The organism is Microbacterium sp. C23T (genome assembly GCF_053345975.1).
In genome coordinates, this window is the sequence record NZ_JBKFBD010000012.1 from 66416 (window position 1) to 84757 (window position 18342).

18 protein-coding genes are annotated in these 18342 nt (G+C 71.6%); 4 read left to right on the forward strand and 14 right to left on the reverse strand.

Going from position 1 to position 18342, the window contains the following annotated elements:
- Positions 1–123: 123 nt before the first annotated feature.
- A complete protein-coding gene (locus tag ACLBXX_RS08590; RefSeq protein WP_447657728.1) occupies positions 124–2229 on the reverse strand; it encodes a heavy metal translocating P-type ATPase in 2106 nt (701 codons plus the stop codon).
- A 216-nt stretch (positions 2230–2445) separates the two neighbouring features.
- Between ACLBXX_RS08590 and ACLBXX_RS08595 the strand changes: the two genes are divergently transcribed.
- Positions 2446–3828: an alpha/beta fold hydrolase gene (locus ACLBXX_RS08595; RefSeq protein WP_447657677.1), complete on the forward strand. Its 1383-nt coding sequence runs from the start codon at positions 2446–2448 to the stop codon at positions 3826–3828.
- A 17-nt stretch (positions 3829–3845) separates the two neighbouring features.
- On the opposite strand, the gene ACLBXX_RS08600 is transcribed toward ACLBXX_RS08595, so the two are convergent.
- Genes ACLBXX_RS08600 through ACLBXX_RS08635 form a run of 8 tightly spaced genes read right to left on the reverse strand, consistent with a single transcriptional unit; the run spans position 3846 to position 10979 of the window.
- Positions 3846–4340: an N-acetyltransferase family protein gene (locus ACLBXX_RS08600; protein ID WP_447657678.1), complete on the reverse strand. Its 495-nt coding sequence runs from the start codon at positions 4338–4340 to the stop codon at positions 3846–3848.
- A 42-nt stretch (positions 4341–4382) separates the two neighbouring features.
- On the reverse strand, positions 4383–6023 hold the full coding sequence (locus ACLBXX_RS08605) for a CDP-alcohol phosphatidyltransferase (RefSeq protein ID WP_447657679.1): 1641 nt from the start codon (positions 6021–6023) through the stop codon (positions 4383–4385).
- Positions 6020–6775: a RibD family protein gene (locus ACLBXX_RS08610; protein WP_447657680.1), complete on the reverse strand. Its 756-nt coding sequence runs from the start codon at positions 6773–6775 to the stop codon at positions 6020–6022. Before ACLBXX_RS08610 ends, ACLBXX_RS08605 begins: the two co-directional genes overlap by 4 nt.
- Positions 6772–7725 carry a lysylphosphatidylglycerol synthase domain-containing protein gene (locus ACLBXX_RS08615; RefSeq protein ID WP_447657681.1) on the reverse strand — a complete coding sequence of 318 codons (954 nt, stop codon included), beginning with the start codon at positions 7723–7725 and terminating at the stop codon, positions 6772–6774. The genes ACLBXX_RS08610 and ACLBXX_RS08615 overlap by 4 nt, the downstream gene beginning before the upstream one ends.
- Positions 7713–8549 carry an SAM-dependent methyltransferase gene (locus tag ACLBXX_RS08620; protein ID WP_447657682.1) on the reverse strand — a complete coding sequence of 279 codons (837 nt, stop codon included), beginning with the start codon at positions 8547–8549 and terminating at the stop codon, positions 7713–7715. Before ACLBXX_RS08620 ends, ACLBXX_RS08615 begins: the two co-directional genes overlap by 13 nt.
- A complete protein-coding gene (locus tag ACLBXX_RS08625; protein ID WP_447657683.1) occupies positions 8546–9559 on the reverse strand; it encodes a glycosyltransferase family 4 protein in 1014 nt (337 codons plus the stop codon). Before ACLBXX_RS08625 ends, ACLBXX_RS08620 begins: the two co-directional genes overlap by 4 nt.
- Positions 9556–9951: a 6-pyruvoyl trahydropterin synthase family protein gene (locus ACLBXX_RS08630; RefSeq protein WP_447657684.1), complete on the reverse strand. Its 396-nt coding sequence runs from the start codon at positions 9949–9951 to the stop codon at positions 9556–9558. Before ACLBXX_RS08630 ends, ACLBXX_RS08625 begins: the two co-directional genes overlap by 4 nt.
- The gene (locus ACLBXX_RS08635; protein WP_447657685.1) at positions 9948–10979 is read right to left on the reverse strand and encodes a zinc-dependent alcohol dehydrogenase; all 1032 of its coding nucleotides are present in this window, start codon (positions 10977–10979) and stop codon (positions 9948–9950) included. Before ACLBXX_RS08635 ends, ACLBXX_RS08630 begins: the two co-directional genes overlap by 4 nt.
- Before the next feature lie 20 nt (positions 10980–10999).
- Between ACLBXX_RS08635 and ACLBXX_RS08640 the strand changes: the two genes are divergently transcribed.
- Positions 11000–11749 (forward strand): CDP-alcohol phosphatidyltransferase family protein, encoded by a 750-nt coding sequence (locus tag ACLBXX_RS08640; RefSeq protein WP_447657686.1) that lies wholly within the window; start codon positions 11000–11002, stop codon positions 11747–11749.
- Between the two features lie 4 nt (positions 11750–11753).
- Positions 11754–12176, forward strand: a complete 423-nt coding sequence (locus ACLBXX_RS08645) for a hypothetical protein (protein ID WP_447657687.1) — start codon at positions 11754–11756, stop codon at positions 12174–12176.
- 78 nt (positions 12177–12254) lie between these two features.
- On the opposite strand, the gene ACLBXX_RS08650 is transcribed toward ACLBXX_RS08645, so the two are convergent.
- The 5 genes from ACLBXX_RS08650 to ACLBXX_RS08670 form a co-directional block, all read right to left on the reverse strand.
- Positions 12255–13625: an MFS transporter gene (locus tag ACLBXX_RS08650; protein WP_447657688.1), complete on the reverse strand. Its 1371-nt coding sequence runs from the start codon at positions 13623–13625 to the stop codon at positions 12255–12257.
- 167 nt (positions 13626–13792) lie between these two features.
- Positions 13793–14026, reverse strand: a complete 234-nt coding sequence (locus ACLBXX_RS08655; protein ID WP_045300447.1) for a hypothetical protein — start codon at positions 14024–14026, stop codon at positions 13793–13795.
- Positions 14027–14102: 76 nt separating this feature from the next.
- Positions 14103–14309 (reverse strand): hypothetical protein, encoded by a 207-nt coding sequence (locus ACLBXX_RS08660; protein WP_447657689.1) that lies wholly within the window; start codon positions 14307–14309, stop codon positions 14103–14105.
- Between the two features lie 60 nt (positions 14310–14369).
- Positions 14370–15200, reverse strand: a complete 831-nt coding sequence (locus ACLBXX_RS08665; protein ID WP_447657690.1) for a zinc-ribbon domain-containing protein — start codon at positions 15198–15200, stop codon at positions 14370–14372.
- Between the two features lie 87 nt (positions 15201–15287).
- Positions 15288–15905, reverse strand: a complete 618-nt coding sequence (locus tag ACLBXX_RS08670; protein WP_447657691.1) for a DUF1349 domain-containing protein — start codon at positions 15903–15905, stop codon at positions 15288–15290.
- 191 nt (positions 15906–16096) lie between these two features.
- Between ACLBXX_RS08670 and ACLBXX_RS08675 the strand changes: the two genes are divergently transcribed.
- Positions 16097–18340, forward strand: a complete 2244-nt coding sequence (locus tag ACLBXX_RS08675) for a LuxR C-terminal-related transcriptional regulator (protein WP_447657692.1) — start codon at positions 16097–16099, stop codon at positions 18338–18340.
- Positions 18341–18342: the final 2 nt, after the last annotated feature.

Genomic DNA, 18342 nt, shown 5'->3' on the forward strand with positions numbered 1-18342 from the left:
CCTCTCGGGAGACGGGCGACGGTCCCCACGCCCCTCCACACATCGCTGGCGCGCTGCGCGGAGCCTCCGGCGCGTGTGCCCAGCTGCGCCCCGGCGCCGGGGCGCAGCATCCGGTTCCCGGAATCAGCGGTCGAGGACGGCGCGGGCGCTCCGTTCGGGGCTGAGGTCGAGACGGCGCAGCAGCTGCGCGTTGAGCGCCACGACGACCGTCGACAGCGACATCAGGATCGCGCCCACCGACATCGGCAGGACGAAGCCCATCGGGGCGAGGACGCCGGCCGCGAGCGGGACCGAGATGAGGTTGTAGCCCGCGGCCCACCAGAGGTTCTGCGTCATCTTGCGGTAGCTCGCACGCGACAGCTCGATCACCGACAGCACCGAGCGCGGATCGCTCGACGCCAGGATGACCCCCGCCGACCCGATCGCGACGTCGGTTCCGGCGCCGATCGCGATGCCGACGTCGGCCCGCGCGAGCGCGGGGGCGTCGTTGACGCCGTCGCCCACCATCGCGACCTTGAGGCCCTCGCTCTGCAGTTCCGCGACCTTCCGTTCCTTGTCCTCCGGGCGCACGCCGGCGAAGACGCGACGGATGCCGAGCGCCTCGGCGACGGACCGCGCGACGGGCTCGGCATCGCCCGTGATCATGACGACCTCGACGCCCAGCCGGTGCAGCGCGTCGACGGCCTCGCGCGACTCGGGGCGGATCTCGTCGGCGAGCGCGAGGCCACCGACGACGGAGCCGTCGCGCACGACGTGCAGCACGATCGAGCCCTGGTCTCGCCACGCGCCCGCAGCGGCAATGTCGGCAGCCTCGATCTCGGCGAGAAGGCGCGGGCCGCCCACCCGCACGACGTGCCCGTCGACGGTCGCGGTCACACCGACCGCCGGCGACGACTGGAACCCGGACGCGGAGGCGACCGCGAGGCCGCGCTCCTGGGCGGCGCGCACGATCGCCTTCGCGAGCGGGTGCTCGCTTTCGGCCTCGGCCGCCGCGGCGAGCGCGAGCACGCCGTCCGCGTCGATGCCGGCGATCGCGGCGACGTGGACCACTGTGGGCTCGCCCTTCGTGAGGGTGCCCGTCTTGTCGAACAGCACCGCGCCGATCGTGCGCATGCTCTCGAGCGCCAGGCGGTCCTTGATCAGCACGCCGCCGCGCGCGGCACGTTCCGTGGCGATCGACACCACGAGCGGGATCGCCAGGCCCAGTGCGTGGGGGCAGGCGATGACGAGCACGGTGATGGTGCGCACGACCGCCTCGTCGGGAAGACCGAACGCGGTCCACACGATCGCGGTCAGCGCCGCGGCGCCGAGGGCGAACCAGAACAGCCAGCCGGCGGCACGGTCGGCCAGGCGCTGTGCGCGCGACGTCGAGCTCTGCGCTTCGGCGACGAGCCGCTGGATGCCGGCGAGCGTGGTGTCGTCGCCGGTCGCGGTCACCTCGACCCGCAGTCCCGAGTCCGTGGCGACTGTGCCGGCGGTCACGTGGTCGCCGACGCCGCGGGCGACGGGCCGGGACTCGCCCGTGACCATCGACTCGTCCATGTCGGCGCCGCCGTCGACGATGCGGCCGTCAGCGGGAACGCTGCCGCCGGGTCGCACCACGACGACGTCGCCGAGCCGCAGCCCGGACGGTGCCACGGTGACGATGCTGTCGCCCTCCACGCGCTCGGCCTCGTCGGGGAGGAGCGCTGCGAGGGAGTCCAGCGCCGACGTCGTCTGGGCGAGGGAGCGCATCTCGATCCAGTGGCCGAGCAGCATGATCACGATGAGGAGGGCCAGCTCCCACCAGAACTCGAGCTCATGGTGCAGCAGCCCGAGGCTCGCACCCCACGACGCGAAGAACGCGACAGTGATCGCGAGGCCGATGAGGAGCATCATGCCGGGCTTGCGGGAGCGCAGCTCCGACACGGCGCCCGACAGGAAGGGCCAGCCGCCCCAGAAGTACATGACGGTGCCCAGCAGAGGCGAGATCCAGCGGACCCACGGGGCGTCGGGCAGCGTGTAGCCGAGCACCATCGCAAACATGCCCGAGAACGCGACAACGGGCACCGCGAGGGCGAGATTGATCCAGAACAGCCGGCGGAAGCGGGCGACGTGGTCCGCGCCGTGGGCGGCATGGCCTCCGTGACCCATGTGACCGGCGTGGCCGGCGTGGCCGGCGTGATCGGCGTGATCAGCGTGGCCGGCGTGCGCCGCGTGGGCGGGCTCCGTCGTGGCGGTCGCGCTCATGGCCTGATGAGCAGCGTGATCGTGGTCGGTGTGGTCATGGTCGCGATGCGGATCGGTCACGGTGTTCTCCTCGTCGAAGTACGTCTCTGTTATACCCCCTAGGGGTATCAACCTCAATCGATCCCGCGATGCTGGTATTCCCCTTCGCGCCGAATCGTGGCGGATGTCGGCGGAGCGCGCGACACTGACATCACCCTGGAGTCGCGAGGAGCACGAATGGACATCATCCTGGTCGCCGGCCTGTGGATGGGCGGGTGGGCGTGGTACGAGGTGGCACCGTCCCTCGAGCGTGAAGGGCATCGGCCCGTGCCGCTGACCCTCCCCGGCATGGGATCGGTCGACGCCGACCGCTCGGCGATCACCCTCGCCGACCACGTCGCGGCGGTCGTGGCCGCCATCGACGAGGCGCCCGGCGAGCGGGTCGTCCTCGTCGGCCACTCCGCGGGCGCGGGCATCGTGTACGCCGCGGCCGACGCACGCCCCGACCGTGTGGCGCGGCTCATCCTCATCGGAGGCTTCCCGACGGCCGACGGCGATCCGCTGCTCGACGGGTTCGCGACGGAGGGCGGCGAGCTCCCGCTGCCGCCGTGGAGCGAGTTCGACGACGCCGATCTGCGCGACCTCGGCGACGGCGGCATGACGGCGTTCCGCACGTACGCGATCCCCTCGCCCGCCGGCGTCGTCACCGGCATCCAGCGCCTCGGCGACGACCGCCGCCTCGACATCCCCGTCACGGCCGTCGCGACCGAGTACACGGTCGCCGACCTCCAGAGATGGATCGACGCGGGCGCACCGCCGGTGCAGGAGTTCGCCCGCCTGCGCGACGTGACCTACGTCGACCTGCCGACCGGGCACTGGCCGCAGCTGACGCGTCCGCGCCAGCTGGCGCGCATCATCCTCGCGCAGCCGCCGCTCGGCGACGGCACCATCGCCCCGGAGGTCGAGACGATCAGCCCGGTCGCCTTTCACGCGTCCGAGGGGGTGGCGGACTGGCGTGTCCTGTACTGGGGCGCTCATGCCTTCTTCCGCGCCGAATCGCTCTCCCACGGCGCGCGCCTCGTCACCGAGGTCGCCGCCATCGCTGAGGGCCTCGACCACTATCCCGACATCGATCTCCGCCCCGAGGGCGTCTTCGTCAAGACCTTCAGCCGCCGCGATGGGGCGCTGAGCCGGACGGATGCCGACCTCGCGGCATCCGTGTCACGCGCCGCCCGCGAGCTGGGCCTGGAAGCCGATCCGTCGGTGCTCACGGTCGTCGGCATCGCCGTGGCCCAGGGGCCCGATACCCACGTCCGGCCGTTCTGGAGCGCCGCACTCGGCTATGACCCCCTCGGGGGCGAAGACGCGATCGACCCGCTGCGCCGCAACCCGCACGTGTGGTTCCATCCCCTGGAACCGCCCAAGCCTGGCCGCGGGCGCACGCACATCGACATCTCCGTGCCGCGCGATCAGGTCGAGGCGCGCGTCGCGGCGGCGCTGGCGGCCGGCGGGCGGATGGCCGACGACTCCCACGCTCCGGAGTGGTGGACCCTCACGTCGCCCGACAACCACGGCGTCGACATCGCCGCCTGGACCGACGACTCGGACTTCTCGGGCTGAGGTCGCGCGCCCGCAGGTCACCTCAGCATGCGCACGTCGATGATCGACGGCACCATCGGGTCGGTCTGCTCGGCGCCGTCGAAGTCGAAGCCGTTGCGCCGGTAGAAGGCGATGGCGCGGGGGTTCTCCTTCGCCACCCACAGGACTGCAGGACCCTCGTCGAGCACCGCGTCGAGCAGAGCCTGCCCTGCTCCTCCGCCGTGATCGGCGGCCGCGACGTAGAGCATGTACAGCTGGCGCTCGCAGGGCGGCGGCGTCCCGTCGAACTCCAGGCCCGGTCCCGAGGTCGCGAAGCCGATGATGCGACCCTCGCTCTCGGCGACCCAGACGCGCCACTCGTCGCGGGGGTTGTCGAGGATGCGCGTCCACATGCTCTGCCGCCCGTGCACGAACTCGTCGTCGAAGAAGCCGTCGGGCAGGAGGTGGGTGTACGTCTCTCGCCACGTCGCCACGTGGAGCGCGGCGATCTCGGCCGCGTCGCGCGGCTCGGGCACGCGCAGGGTGAACGTCATGCCGTCATCCTGCCAGCGGGCGGGGCACGCGGACAGGGGGCGTCATCCGGCAGAGCCGTACGCCGTGAAGAAGCGGTCGCGGAAGGCGTCCATCCGCCACACCGGCGACGCGTCCGACGGGCGCAGCCCCGCGGTCCAGTTCCAGTCGACGATCGCGTCGAAGACTGCCGGGTCCTTCGCGATGATGCTGATCGGCACGTCGCGACTGGCGCCCTCGCCGCTCACGATCGTGGCCGGCTGGTGGTCGCCGAGCATGACCACGACCAGGTTCGGATCGTCGACGTTCTCGAGGAAGGAGAGCATCGACCCGAGCGTGTACTCGACGGACTGCCCGTAGTAGCGCTTGACCGTCTTGGGGTCCTTCCAGACCTCGCTCGCCTGCTGACTCCGCGCGGGCTGGTCGTCGTAGATCGATCCGTCTCCCACCTCACCCCACGGCACGAGCTCGGGAAGCGGCGCCCACGGCGTGTGGGACGACACCAGGTCGAGCTCCGCCATGACGGGCAGGCCCGACGGCGCGAGCACCTGGTCGGCGAAATGCTTGAGCGTGTACTGGTCGGGGATGCGCGCGTAGCCGAACGAAGGGCCGCGGTAGCCGACGTTCGTCGCGTCGAGCAGCGTGTCGTAGTGGTAGAACGACGTGCCGACGTCCCACGGATGCCGGTTCGACGGGACGTCGCTCACGGTGTGCCAGCCCGCGCGGCCGAACGCCGCGCTCAGCGTGAGCCGATCGGTCCGCACCACCAGGTCGTACACCGCCTGGGAGTCGACCCACACCCCCGTCTGCAGCGTCGAGTGCGCCAGCCAGCTCACTCCGCCGTACGTGGGCGACGTCAGCCAGGCGCTCCGCGTCGCATACCCGTCGGATCGGAGCGTCTCGTCGCCATGGCGCAGGACGTCGTTCACCCCGTCCGAGATGCTGTCGCCTTCGAGCGCGACGCGCCCGTAACTCTCGACGAACACGAACAGCACGTCCTTGCCCTGCAGCGCGGTCAGCAGCTCCGGCGCCGGAACCGCGGCGAACGGATCGTCGGCGACCTCGCGGGCGACCCGGGCCCTGGTCTCGAGCGCCGACACGGTGCGCGACACCGCTGAGCCGACGGATGTGGCGGATGCTGCAGCCGCGACCGGATCCTGGATCCGCAGGGGCGGCGCCACCGCTGCCATCACGATCCAGGCCGCGGTGACGGCGGCGAGCGCGGTGCGCCCACGATCGCCTCGACGTCGCAGTGCGGCGTCGACGCGAAGCGCAGCCCAGCCCGCGGCGAACCCCACGGCGACGATCAGGGCGACGGCCGCGGTGAACACGGCACTGGCCGGCGCCGGCCCGATCGCCGAGGCGACGACGCCGTATGCGTCGCCCAGCTGCAGCCAGTCGAGCGGAACGAAATGGATGCCGAGCGCCGCCTCGTAGCCGCGATCGATGCTCGCGAGGAGGACGGCGACGGCCACGAACACCCCGAACGCCGCCGCGACGGCGCGACGCAGCATCCGGCGCGGAATCAGCGCCAGCACGAGCAGCACCACGATCGATTCGACCGGGATGCGGACGAGGTCGACGACCGACCCGGTCGCGAGGGCACCCGGGATGAGGGGAAGCACGACCAGGGCGGCGATCGCGCCGCCGAGCGCGAGCCGTCTGCGCCACAGCGGGGCGACCTGCGGGCCGGACATCGTGCTCACGGGCGTTCGACGGCGACGCGTCCGGCTCCCGTCGGCGCTGGATCTGGATCCGGGTCGAGCATGCCGAAGCGGTCGGACAGCGCGTAGCGCAACAGGACGACGTCGCCGATCTGACGCGTGTCGGCCAGGTGCGCGCGACGTGAGGCCGTCCAGGGATAGGCGGCGGGTCCGACCACCCGCGGAGCTCCGGTCTCGCCGACGAAGAACGGTGCGACCACGAGGTGCAGCTCATCGACGAGGTCGGCACCGAGGAACTGGGTCAGCACCGTGCCGCCGCCCTCGACCATGAGGCTGCGCACCCCGTGATGCGCGCCGAGGTCGTCGAGCAGAGCGTCCATCGTGACGCACTCGTCGCCGATCCCCACCACGACCGCACGATGGCCGAGCCGAGCGGAGAGCTCCGCCGCGCGCTCGCGCGGGCAGTAGACGATGCGGGGCCCCTCGCCCGTCGTGAAGAACGCGGCGTCGGCCGACAGGTCCCCGCTCGCGGTGACCGTCACCTTCGCCGGGGACTCCTGACGCCCCGCAGCCCGCCGCCGCGCGCGGCGCGCGGCATCCCGCACCAGCAGGCGGGGGTTGTCACGTCGCACGGTCGATGCGCCGACCATGATCGCGTCGTGAAGAGCGCGCACGTCGTCGACGCGGTCGAGATCGGCGGCGTTCGACATCGCGAGCCGGTGCGGCTCGGCACTGTCGAGGTATCCGTCGATCGACATCGCGCAGCTGAGGGTGACGTACGGGCGCTCGCTCATGCGGATCTCCTCTTCCCGATGATGCTCCTCGCTGGCACCGATCGGAAGCGGTCGGCGACCAGCGCGAGCGCGCCGGGCAGGACGGCGACCACGGTGAGCACGCCGAACGCGGTCGACACGGCGACGCCGGCACCCGCGCCGAGTCCCGCGAGCGCGAACGCCGAGGCGGCGACCGCCTCGCGCGGCCCCCAGCCGCCGACGTTGACCGGGATCGCGGCCGCGCCGAGCACGATCAGGGCCACGACGGCGAGCTCGTCCGCGCCGGCGTGCGCCCCCGCCGCGATCCCCGCGACGACGAAGGTGGTGGCGTGCGCGGCGACCACGACGATCGATGCGGCCGCGATCGCGCACAGCGCGGCCGGACGTGTCAGCACGGGGCGCAGCATCCGGTACTCCCGCGACAGTGCGGCGCGACCGCGCCGGGTCGCGGCGACCACTCCGACGAAGGCGATCGCGACCACGACGATCGCACCGCTGATCCACGCGAGCGGTGCCAGCGGCGACGCCAGCCCCAGCGGCAGCAGGATCGCGAGCGTGAGCACGACCTGGACGACCTGCCCGGCCACGCGTTCCGCCGCGACGGCACGGGCGGCGAGGTCGACGCGCTCGTGGTGCTGTCCGTGGACGTAGGCCCGGTGGACGTCACCCACGACTCCCCCGGGCAGGACGGTGTTCAGGAACTGGGACCGGTAATACGAGGTGAAGGCCTCACTCCACGGGAGCGGCAGCCCGAAGCCCGCCGAGACGATGCGCCAGCGCCACGCGGCGGCCGCCGTGGCGACGGCGGCGAGCGCCACCGCAACGAGGATCGTGGCCGGCGAGATCGACGCCAGCCCGTGCACGAACGGTCCTACGCCGACGACGGCGATCGTGCCGGCGACGACCGCCAGCGCCGCCGCGATCCGGAGCCACGACCGCACACGCGGGGGGATCCTGCTCAGCCCGGCCATGCCAGCAGATCCTGGTGGGAGACGGTCACCCGCAGCTGCCCGACCGCGGCCTGTGCCAGCCGACGCTCGCGATACGCGCCGGCGTCGGACGCGAGTTCGGGACGCTGCTCGACCGCGGCGCCGATCCAGCCGTCCAGCCATTCGCCGATGAGCGCCGTGTCGCGATGGGCGAGGCGCCAGGGAGTCACCGCTGTGCGGACGTTCCAGCCGGCGTCGGCGAAGCGACCCGCGACCACGGCCACCGCGTCGGGTCCCAGCATCCGTCGCCCCGACGCGTCCCGACGCTGGTGGTCGTTGAAGGCGGACTCGATGGCGCGCTCGACCTCGTCCGGCCGCTCGGCGGGACGGAGCCGCGCGGAGCCGCTCACGGAGAGGCTGAACAGCGCCGGAGCACGCGCGGCGACGCAGGCGGAGACGACATGGGCGGCCTCGGCCTCGGTGAGCACATCGAGGAGAGCGGATGCCGTCACCGCCGCCGCACCGTGGAAGGCGTCGACCGGCAGCGAGGCCAGATGCTCGACGACCACGTCCGCGGCGATGGGGCGGCCCACCTCGTCGACGACGGTGCGCAGGTCAAGATGCTCCACGATGTCGGCGTCGCCGTCGCGGAGCACCCACCGCTGAGGCCCCGGCAGTCGCGGAGCGAGCCACCGCGTCATCGAACCGGTGCCTGCGCCCAGGTCGTGCAGCACGACCGGCGCCGGCTCCGGGCCGGGCACGATCAGCCGCGCCAGATCGTGGGCGAGGTCGGCCGAGCGCGCATCGTCGTCGGCGGGCGCCCGCAGTGCGAGCCACCCGGCCGTCGCCGTCGAGATCGTGGTCATGCCGCCTCCAGTGCCTGGGCCACGCGGCTCACGGTGTCGCGCCAGGTCGGCAGGGTCGCCCGCGCAGCGAGCGACTCGCGGCGCAGGCGTGCCCGCAGGGACGGGTCCGAGAGCCACGCGTCCAGCGCCTCGGCGAGGGCGGCCGGGTCGCCGGCACGGACGAGCAGTCCTCCCCCGCCGGCGAGCGCATCGGGGATGCCGCCGGTGTCGGCGGCGAGCACGGGGATCCCCCGTGCTCGCGCATCGGCGATCGCCATGCCGGAGCTTTCGACGCGGGACGGGGCGATCAGCAGTGCGCAGCGCCGGTACTCGTCGGCGAGGGCGGGCCCGTCGAGCAGGCCGGCGAGCCGAACTCTGCCACTGAGAGCGGCCGCCTGTCGCGCGATCCTCGCCGCGAACTCAGGGAAGACCTCTGTCGAGCCGACGATCGTGCAGTTCCAGTCGTCGGCGGCCACTCGGGCGAGCGCGGCGAGCAAGATGTCCTGCCCCTTGTGCGGGGCGAGCACGCCGATGCACAGCAGCCCACCGTCGGCGGCCGACGTCGAGGGCTCTGCCGGGCGGGCTCCCGGAACGGCGACCACCGTGCGATCCGGGTTCGCCAGCCCACGTCGCGCGAGTTCGTCCGCCGTCCAGTCACTCGTGACGATCACGTCGTGCGCAGACGCGAAGGCCCGCCGTTCGGCGTCGATCGCGGCATCCGTGGCGTCCGCGAAGGCCGCCGTCACCATGTGGGCGAGCACCGTCAGTCGCAGCCGCCCCGCCGCCTCCTCCACGGCGGCCGGCGCCCATCCCGCCACGAGTCCGTCGACCAGCACCCGCGATCCGTCGGGCGCGTCACGGAGGACGGATGCTGCGCCCCCGGCGTCCGCCGCCTCGCGCACGTCGACGTCCCAGCCGCGGTGGCGGAGACCGTCTCGGATGTGCCGGTCGTAGACGTTGCCGCCGCTCACGCGCTGGGGGTCGTCGACCCCGGCGGGGACGACGAAACGGAGGGACGGGGCATCTGTCACAGTGAAACCTGGTAGGAGGCCCACGCGACATGCGATTCGTGCAGCGTCACGACGATGCCGCTCAGGTTGGCCTCGCCGACGCCACCGTCCTTCACTCGCGCGGCCAGGCGATCGCCGATGATCTGGCACAGCCGCTCGGTCGTGGTGTTCATCCCCTGCAGGTCGGGGTCGTCGTCGAGGTTGCGGTAGGTCAGCGCGCCGACGATGTCGCGGAGCACCTCGCTCGCGCGGCCGATGTCCACGACGACGCCGTGCGCGTCGAGCTCGTCGGCGCGGAACGTCGCGTCGACGAGGAAGGTTGCGCCGTGCAGCTGCTGCGCGGGGCCGAAGACGTCGCCGCGCAGGCTGTGCGCGATCATGATGTGGTCGCGGACGGTGACGCTGAAGCTCATTCGGCAGTCCAATCGATCGTGTGGCACAGTTCGCCGGCGGTGCCGTCGGCGAGCGCGGCAGTGACCTCGGGCAGCTGCCGCCACGTCGAGGCGCCCGCCAGAAGCTCGTCGAACACAGGATCCTCCAGAAGTCGCAGCGCCAGCGCAAGGCGGTTGCGCGTCGTGCGGGAACCTCTCCGGCGTGCGGCGACCTCACCGACCTGACTCGGCCGGAGGGCGATGCGGCGGGAGTGGAAGTCGGCGCCGAGCTCCAGCGAGACCGGGCGGCTGCCGTACCAGCTGGCGACGATCACCTCGCCGTCGGTGGGCGCGAGGCCGAGCGCCAGCTGCAGTCCGGCGCCGGCGCCGCTCGCCTCGATCACCACGTCGGCGGGTGCGATCTCCTCCGTCGCGAGCGCGAAGCCGACGCCCAGCGCCGCGGCAGTCGCCGCGCGCGCCGGGTCGACGTCGACGAGGGTGACCTCCGAACCCGGGATGCTGCCCGCCACGCGCGCGATCGCGCACCCGATCATGCCCGCGCCGACGACGACCACCCGGTCACCGACGAGGGGGGCGGCATCCCACAGCACGTTGACCGCGGTCTCCACCGCGCCCGCGAGCACCGCCCTGCGCGGCGGGACGGCGTCCGGGACCGGATGGAGCGCCTCCACGGGGACCACGAAGTGCGACTGGTGCGGGAACAGCGAGAACACGGTGCGGCCTCGAAGTGAGGCGGGCCCGTGTTCGACGGTTCCGACGTTGAGGTACCCGTACTTCACCGGAAAGGGGAAGTCCCCCGCCTGGAAGGGGGCGCGCATGCGCTCGTACTCCGACGCGGGCACCTCGCCCCGGGCGACGAGGGCCTCCGTGCCGCGGCTGACGCCGGTGAAGAGGGTGCGCACCGACGCCTCGCCGTCGACCACGCCGGGCAGCGGCTCGCGTCGGAACTCCCCCCGCCCGGCGCCGACCGTCCACCAGGCGGTCGCGGCATCCGGAAACTCGCGGTGAACCTCAGCAGGTCCCTGTGTCGTGTTCCCCGTGACCGCCATGAGGAGTACACGGAGCGCACATGGGAAAAGTTCAGTGGGTGCCCTGGTGGTGGGTCGCGGCCGGAATCGCCGGCTTGGCGGCGATCGGGACGACGACACGGATGCCGGCGGCGGCGTGGGCCTCGGGCGTCGGCTACCTCATCGTGTCGACGGCGCTCCTGACGAGGGGGATCCGTCGGGGCGGGGTCGAGCGCTTCGGCCCGGCGAACGCGGTCACCGCGACGCGGTCGATGCTCGTGGGACTCGTGACCGCGCTGGTGGTGGCCTCGTTCGCGGGCGCGGTGCCCACGGCTCTGCTCGTCGCGCTCGTCGCCGTGGCGCTGGCCCTCGACGGCGTCGACGGCTACGTGGCGCGCCGCACCCGCAGCGAGAGCGAACTGGGTGCGCGCTTCGACATGGAGGTCGACGCGTTCCTGCTGCTGGTGCTGTGCGTGTACGACGTGCGATATGTGGGCTGGTGGGTGCTCACGATCGGCCTCCTCAGGTACGCGTTCGTGGTCGCGGGGTTCGTGCTGCCGTGGATGAACCACACGCTCCCGCCGCGGTACTGGCGCAAGGTCGTCACGGCCGCCTGCGGAGTCGCGCTCACCCTCGTCGCGTCGCAGCTGCTGCCCGCCGCGCTGAATGTCCTCGTCGCGGTCGCGGCACTGCTGCTGATCCTCGAGTCCTTCGGACGCGATGTGCTCTGGCTCGTGCGTGTGAACCTCGCCGGCGCCCCGCTCGTTTCCCTCGAGAAGGCATCGACCTCATCTCCGGAAGAGAGCAGGTAGGACCATGACCGAATCCAGCGGGCGGATGCTCTGGACCATGCGCATCCTCAGCGCGATCGCCCTCCTCGCCACCGGCGGCATCCATCTTTATCTCGCCCTGAACGGCGTCGGCGGCCTGCTGGGGGTGATGTTCATCCTCAACGCCGTGGCCGGGCTCGTCCTGGCAGCAGGGATGCTGCTCCTGCGCGGTCGGCTCCTGCAGCTCGTCACCGTGCTGAGCCTGCTGTTCCTCATCGCCACGCTCGGAGCGCTCTTCCTCGCTCTCACCGTGGGGTTGTTCGGCATCCACGAGACCTGGGACTTCACCCTCGTGCCCCAGACCGTGATCGTCGAGTCGATCGGCATCGTGCTCCTCGGGATCACGACCGCGATGGTGCTGCGCCCGCAGACCATGCCCGGCATGCGCCGCAGCCCCCAGGGCGCGTAGCGACGCACGACCCGCCGCCCTGCCGGCGGGAACGGCGGACCGCCCCGCCACAGCGTGGCGAGGCGGTCCGGATGGGCTTCACGCGCCGACAGACTCCTTCTCGGCGGCGAGCTTCTCCTCGTCGAGACGGTCGAGCTCGTGCAGCGACGTCCCCTTCGTCTCGCGCATCGAGATGACCGCGATGAGCGTGATCGCGGCGGCGATCGCGAGATAGACGGCGACCGGGATGTACGAGCCGGTGCTGGCCAGGAGCGCGGTCGCGATGATCGGCGCCAGCGAGCCGGCGACGATCGACGTCACCTGGTAACCCAGTGAGACGCCGGAGTACCGCATGCGCGTCGGGAACATCTCCGACATGATCGCGGGCTGCGGCGCGTACATGAAGGCGTGGATGAACAGGCCGAGGCAGATCGCGGCGACGATGATCACCGGGTTGCGTGTGTCGAACATCGGGAAGGCCACGAAACCCCACGCCGCCGCGCCGAGCGTGCCGATGAGGTACACGGGCTTGCGGCCGATCCTGTCGGTCAGCCCGCCGATGAGCGGGATGACGATCATGTGCACGATGTGCGCGATGACCAGGAGACCGAGGATCTCGGCCGTGTCGACCTCGAGCGCCACCGCCAGGTACGTGATCGAGAAGGTCACGACGAGGTAGTACATGATGTTCTCCGCGAAGCGGAGGCCCATCGCCGTGAGCACGCCCCGCGGGTAGCGCTTGATCACCTCGAGCACACCGAAGCGCAGCGCCTTGGACTGCTCGACCTCCTTCTGGACCTCGAGGAAGATCGGGGCGTCGGTCACCCGCGTGCGGACGTAGTAGCCGATCGCGACGATCACGACCGACAGCCAGAAGCCGATGCGCCAGCCCCACGCGAGGAACTGCTCCTCGGTCAGCGTGCGGCTGAGCACGAGCAGGACGACGGTCGCGACCAGGTTTCCGATCGGCACGGCGGCCTGCGGCCACGATGCCCAGAAACCGCGGGTCTTGTTCGGCGAGTGCTCCGCGACGAGCAGCACGGCCCCGCCCCACTCGCCGCCGACGGCGAAGCCCTGCGCGAAGCGCAGTGCCACCAGGAGCGCGGGCGCCCAGTAGCCGATCATGTCGAACGTGGGGAGGCATCCCATCAGGAAGGTCGCCACGCCGACGAGGATGATGGCGAACTGCAGCAGCTTCTTGCGCCCGTACTTGTCGCCGAAGTGCCCGAACACGATGCCGCCGAGCGGGCGGGCGATGAAGCCGACCGCGTAGGTGACGAACGCCGCGATGATGGGGGCGTACGGGTCGTCTGACGGCGGGAACATGATCTTGTTGAAGACGAGCGTCGCGGCCGTGGCGTAGAGGAAGAACTCGTACCACTCGACGACGGTGCCCGCCATCGAAGCCGTGACGACCCGCCGCAGACTCGACTGCTTCATCGAGGCCGGGGGTGTCTGGGGTGATGCCATGCGCTGGTACCTCCTTGTAGAGCGCGAAAGCGGCTCGTGGGGAACCGCCCTGCGGGACGTTACCTGACGCACGATTCAGGTTTCAAGGGGGTTGACTCAGGCCGAGCAGTGAAGTTCGCCGGATCTTCTCGCTTTCGGCAGACTGACGCGTTGCGGGGTGCCTGTGCTCACTCCCACGCGGCGACGAGCATCCAGTGGCCGTCGACCTCTTCGACGTCCATCACGCGCGTGCGGTGGTCGACGTCGCTGCGCGCCGTGAACCTCCAGCTCTGGAAGAGCCGGCCGCCGTCGCTGCGGGTCGGAGTGTCGATGATGCGCCACCGCTCATGGTCGACGACGAGTCGCACCGGCCGCCCATGCTCGCACCACACCTGAACATCCTCACGTGCCACCATCCGCATGATGCCCCTCCTTCGTCGAATCTATGTTCGATTCTAGGACGCGAGAAGCACCGGCGCAACAGTGGATGCGTTCGGGCTACGCGCTGCGGCTGTCGGCCTCAGCCGCAGCCTCCACCGCGGCGAGATGGATCGCGGCGACGCCGTCGCGCAGCGCCCCGACGGGCACCTCCACGGTCTCGTACTGGGACGTGAACCCGTTCTCGTCGACCACCGACACGGTCACCAGAACGTGGCCCCGGCGCGGCAGACGCGATGCGGTGCGGGCGAGTCTCTTCGTCTTCATGTCCCCTCCGCCCACCACCGTAACGACGACCTCCGACACCCGCGCGCCGCACGCGCGGACTCACTTCAGGTAGGCATCGACGAAGAGCGCACCGCGGATGCCGCGCAGCGCATCGAGGAGGACCGGCCCGCTTCGCGTGGTCCACGCCGACATCACGATGTCGTGCGGACCGAGCGGCTCGAGCTTGCCGGTGCGCACACGGACCATCTCCCACCCCGCAGCGCGCACAGCGCGGTCCTTGCGCCGGTCGGCCTCCTCGCGCTTGCCGACGTGCTCCAGCCCGTGCTTGCCGACGGTGTCGTACTCGAGCGCGATCCGGAGCTCCGGCAAGAGGATGTCGGGCCACACCTCGAGGTGATCGAAGAACGGCCGCGGCGTCCGGATCGCGGTGAAGCCGGGCGTGACGGCCAGCGTCGCGAAGACATCCGCACGCATCCGCGCTTCGACCGCCGACGCCGGCTTCGGCGCGCACACGCTCATGAACGGCTCCCCCACGGGAAGATCCGGCGTCTTGGCGCACAGCGTGCGCGGAGGCTTGCGGCGTGGTGCGCGTTCCGCTCCGGCGGCCCGGGCGACGATGCGAGGCGGGCTGGCCAGCGCGGAGCAGTCCGGACACCAGGCCGACCGGCGCCGCTCGCGGCCGGGCCGGTCGCGCTGCTCCGACGGAGTCGCGGCGAACGTGTGCCCCGCCTCGCACTGCCACAGCAGCAGCACATCGGCGGCGGGCGGCACTTGAGTGAGGGTGATGCCCGCGTTCAGATCGGGATGGTACTGCCGGATGAGCGCCGGATACGCCGCCCACTGCGTCCGGTAGGTGCCCACCGGGTACGGCACGTCGACGCCTTTCGAGAACTGGCGTCTCGCCCACCACAGTTCCACCCGCTCCGGCATGGGCGCACTCTAAGCGGCACCCCCGACATGCCCGTTGGCCGCGGCGACGCGGCGGCACGCGCGCCCGCTCAGAGGCGCAGCATCCGTCTACGATCCGTCGCGGAGATCCGAGACGAGGGTCGCGCGCAGATCGATCTGGTCGAACACCGCGGTGCAGGCGTCGGCGAGCGGTGCCTGCGCCATGAAGCCGACCCGAACGGGCGCGGCGCCGCCGGCGAGCGAGAACAGCCGGACGAAGTCCCACCGGACGCCGTCCTGAGAGGCGTGGAACGCCCAGGCATCCCCACCCAGCGAGGCGATCCGCAGCCACACCGCCCGGTCCGCGACGACCGCGGAGTTCACGTCGTCCGACAGGCCACGCGTGACCACACTGACGACCATCGCCTCACCCTGCGGCGAGAACTCGAAGCAGAGCTTCGCCCAGTGGTCGCTGTCGCGCCAGATCGTCAGCGCGCCGGCGTCGAATGTCGTGCGTTCACCGACCACCTCGACGCGCGCCTGCAGCGTGAACGGCGACGCCGGGGCGACGAATGAGAGACTGGATGCCTCGTGCTGCGGCGGTGCGCCGGTCGCGTCGTTCGTCCAATCGACGCCGGCGGCGCAGGTCAGCTCGAGGGCACGGGTCTTTTGGTCGTACCGCGCCTCGGATGGGCGGTGCGTCCATTCCAGCTCGGGCAGTCCTCCCACGGGCGGCGTGGACGTCATCGTTCTCCCTCAGGTCTCCGGCCGGGCAGGTGCTCAGCAGCCGACTACGACCGTATCGGTCTCCGTCACGCGGCCGGCGGGCACACGCCCGGCCGCGTGACCGGCGTCCTCCGAATCGGATGATGCGGGCGCGCGTAGACGTGACGGGGCGGGTTTGTGGTCGGCGGAAACCGCCCAATAGGATGCGGACCGTGCCGGACACGCTCCGTGATTCGCTCCTGGGGGGACGCGATCTGCAGGCGGTGCTGCTCGAGAGCAAGACCCAGGTTCCACCCTGGCGGACAAATGCTGTCAGCAGACTTCGTCAGATCGAGCGCGCCCGGGCGAGCGACGCCGGCGTCGTCTCGATCGCCGCCCCTGCCGGATACGGCAAGTCCACGATGCTCGCCGAGTGGGCGGCCGCGGAATCCCGCGCGGTGGCGTGGGTGTCGCTGGAACGGACCGACGACGATCCCGCCGCGCTGCTGCCCGTCCTCGCGTCCGCGTGCGCGAGCTTCTCCCCCGTGGCCGGGGCGGTCGTCGATGAGATGCGGGGCGTGGGTGCGGGAGCGCTCGGACGATCGGCGCCCCTCCTCGCCGCCGTTCTCGCGACCGCGCCCAGGGACTTCGTCCTCTTCATCGACGATCTGCACCTGGTGGGATCACCGGCCTGCCAGGACGCGCTGGAGGTCCTGCTCGCGCGGGTGCCGTCCGGATCGCAGGTCGTCCTCACGGGCCGCCAGGAGCCGCCCGTCCTTGCTCGGCTCCGCGCGCAGGGCGTCGTCTGGGAGATGTCCTCCGACGACCTCAGCCTGGACGCCGCCGACGCCCGGACGGTGTTCGACGAGGCCGGGGCCCCTCACGTCACCGAGACGGACCTCGCCGGCATCGTCGCGAAGTGCGAAGGATGGCCGACGGGACTGTATCTCTGCGCGTTGGTCGCACGAGCGGGCGGTGACGCCACGACCGTCACCGGCGACGAGCGATACGTCGCCGACTACCTCTACCGGGAGTGCATCGAGCGCCTGCCCGAGGCGACCCAGATCTTCCTCCGCCGCAGCGCCGTCCTCGACCAGATGTCCCCGGAGGCGTGCAACGCGGTGCTGCAGATCGGGGACGCGCGACGCCGACTCGGTGACATCGAGGCGGCGAACCTGTTCCTCGTCCCGATGGACCGGACCCGGAGCTGGTTCCGCTTCCACGCGCTGTTCCGCGAGTACCTCTTGGTGGAGCTCGAGCGGTCCGAAGGCTCCGAAGCGGCAGCAGCATTGCACCTGCGCGCAGCCCAGTGGCACGAGGAGCACGGCGCCCACGCGACGGCCGTCGAGCATCTGCTCACGGCTGACGAGTCGGCGCGCGCGGCCACGCTCGTCGCGGAGATCGCGCTCGAGATGTACGAGCAGGGCCAGATCACCACGGTGCGGCGCTGGTTCCAGGAGCTCGGCCCGACCGTGCTCCTCAAGCATCCCACGCTCATCGTGCTCAGGACCTGGGCGGCTGCTCTCCTCGGCGAGGTGGCAGAGGGCGAGAAGTGGTCCGCGCTGCTCGACGAGATCGATGCGAGCGGGTTCCCCGATGCCGACCGCGTGCAGTTCGAGTCCGCGCGGTCCATGGTGCGCGCGGCGATGTGCCGGCATGGGCATGAGCAGGTCGCCGTCGACGCCGCGTACGCGGTCGCGCACGAGCCGCTGACCAGCCCTTGGCGGGCCCAGGCACTGCATCTCTGGGGATCGGCGGCGACCCTCCGCGGGGACACCGACACCGCAGGCGGAGCATTCGCCGAGGCGGTCGAGGTGGGGATCGTCTCGAACGCGCCGGACACCGTCATCCTGAGCGAGCCCGAGCTGGCACTGATCGCGATCGACCGCGGCCGCTGGGCGGCGGCTGCTGCGCACGCGCAGCGCGGTGTCGATGCGATCGACACGAACCACCTCGAGGGATACCCCACCACGGCCCTCGCGTTGGCCGTCGCCGCTCGGGTCGCCGTGCACCTGGGTGAGCGAGAGCGTGGCGAGCGGCTCCTCGCTCGTGGAATGCGGGCCAGAGTAGGGTGCACCCATCTGCTTCCCTGGCTTTCGCTGCGCGTGCGACTGCAGCTCGCGAAGGCTCATGTCGCCCTCGGCGACCGTTCCGCAGCGTTCCACCTCCTGGCAGAGTGCGACCACCTCTTGCGGAAGACCCCTGACGTCGGCGTCATCGCGGCGCAGATCGAGGAGTTCCGGGCAGGGTTGTCGGCCGAACCCCACACCGAGGGAACGGTCCCGCTGACACCGGCCGAACTCCGCCTCCTGCCGTACCTGCAGACGCACCTCACGATCGCCGAGATCGGGCAGCGACTGTACGTCTCGCGCAACACCGTCAGCTCCCAGCTCAGCTCGGTCTACCGCAAGCTCGCCGTGACGACCCGCGGCGCCGCGGTCGAACGCGCGGTGGCGATCGGCCTGCTCGGCGGGTAGGC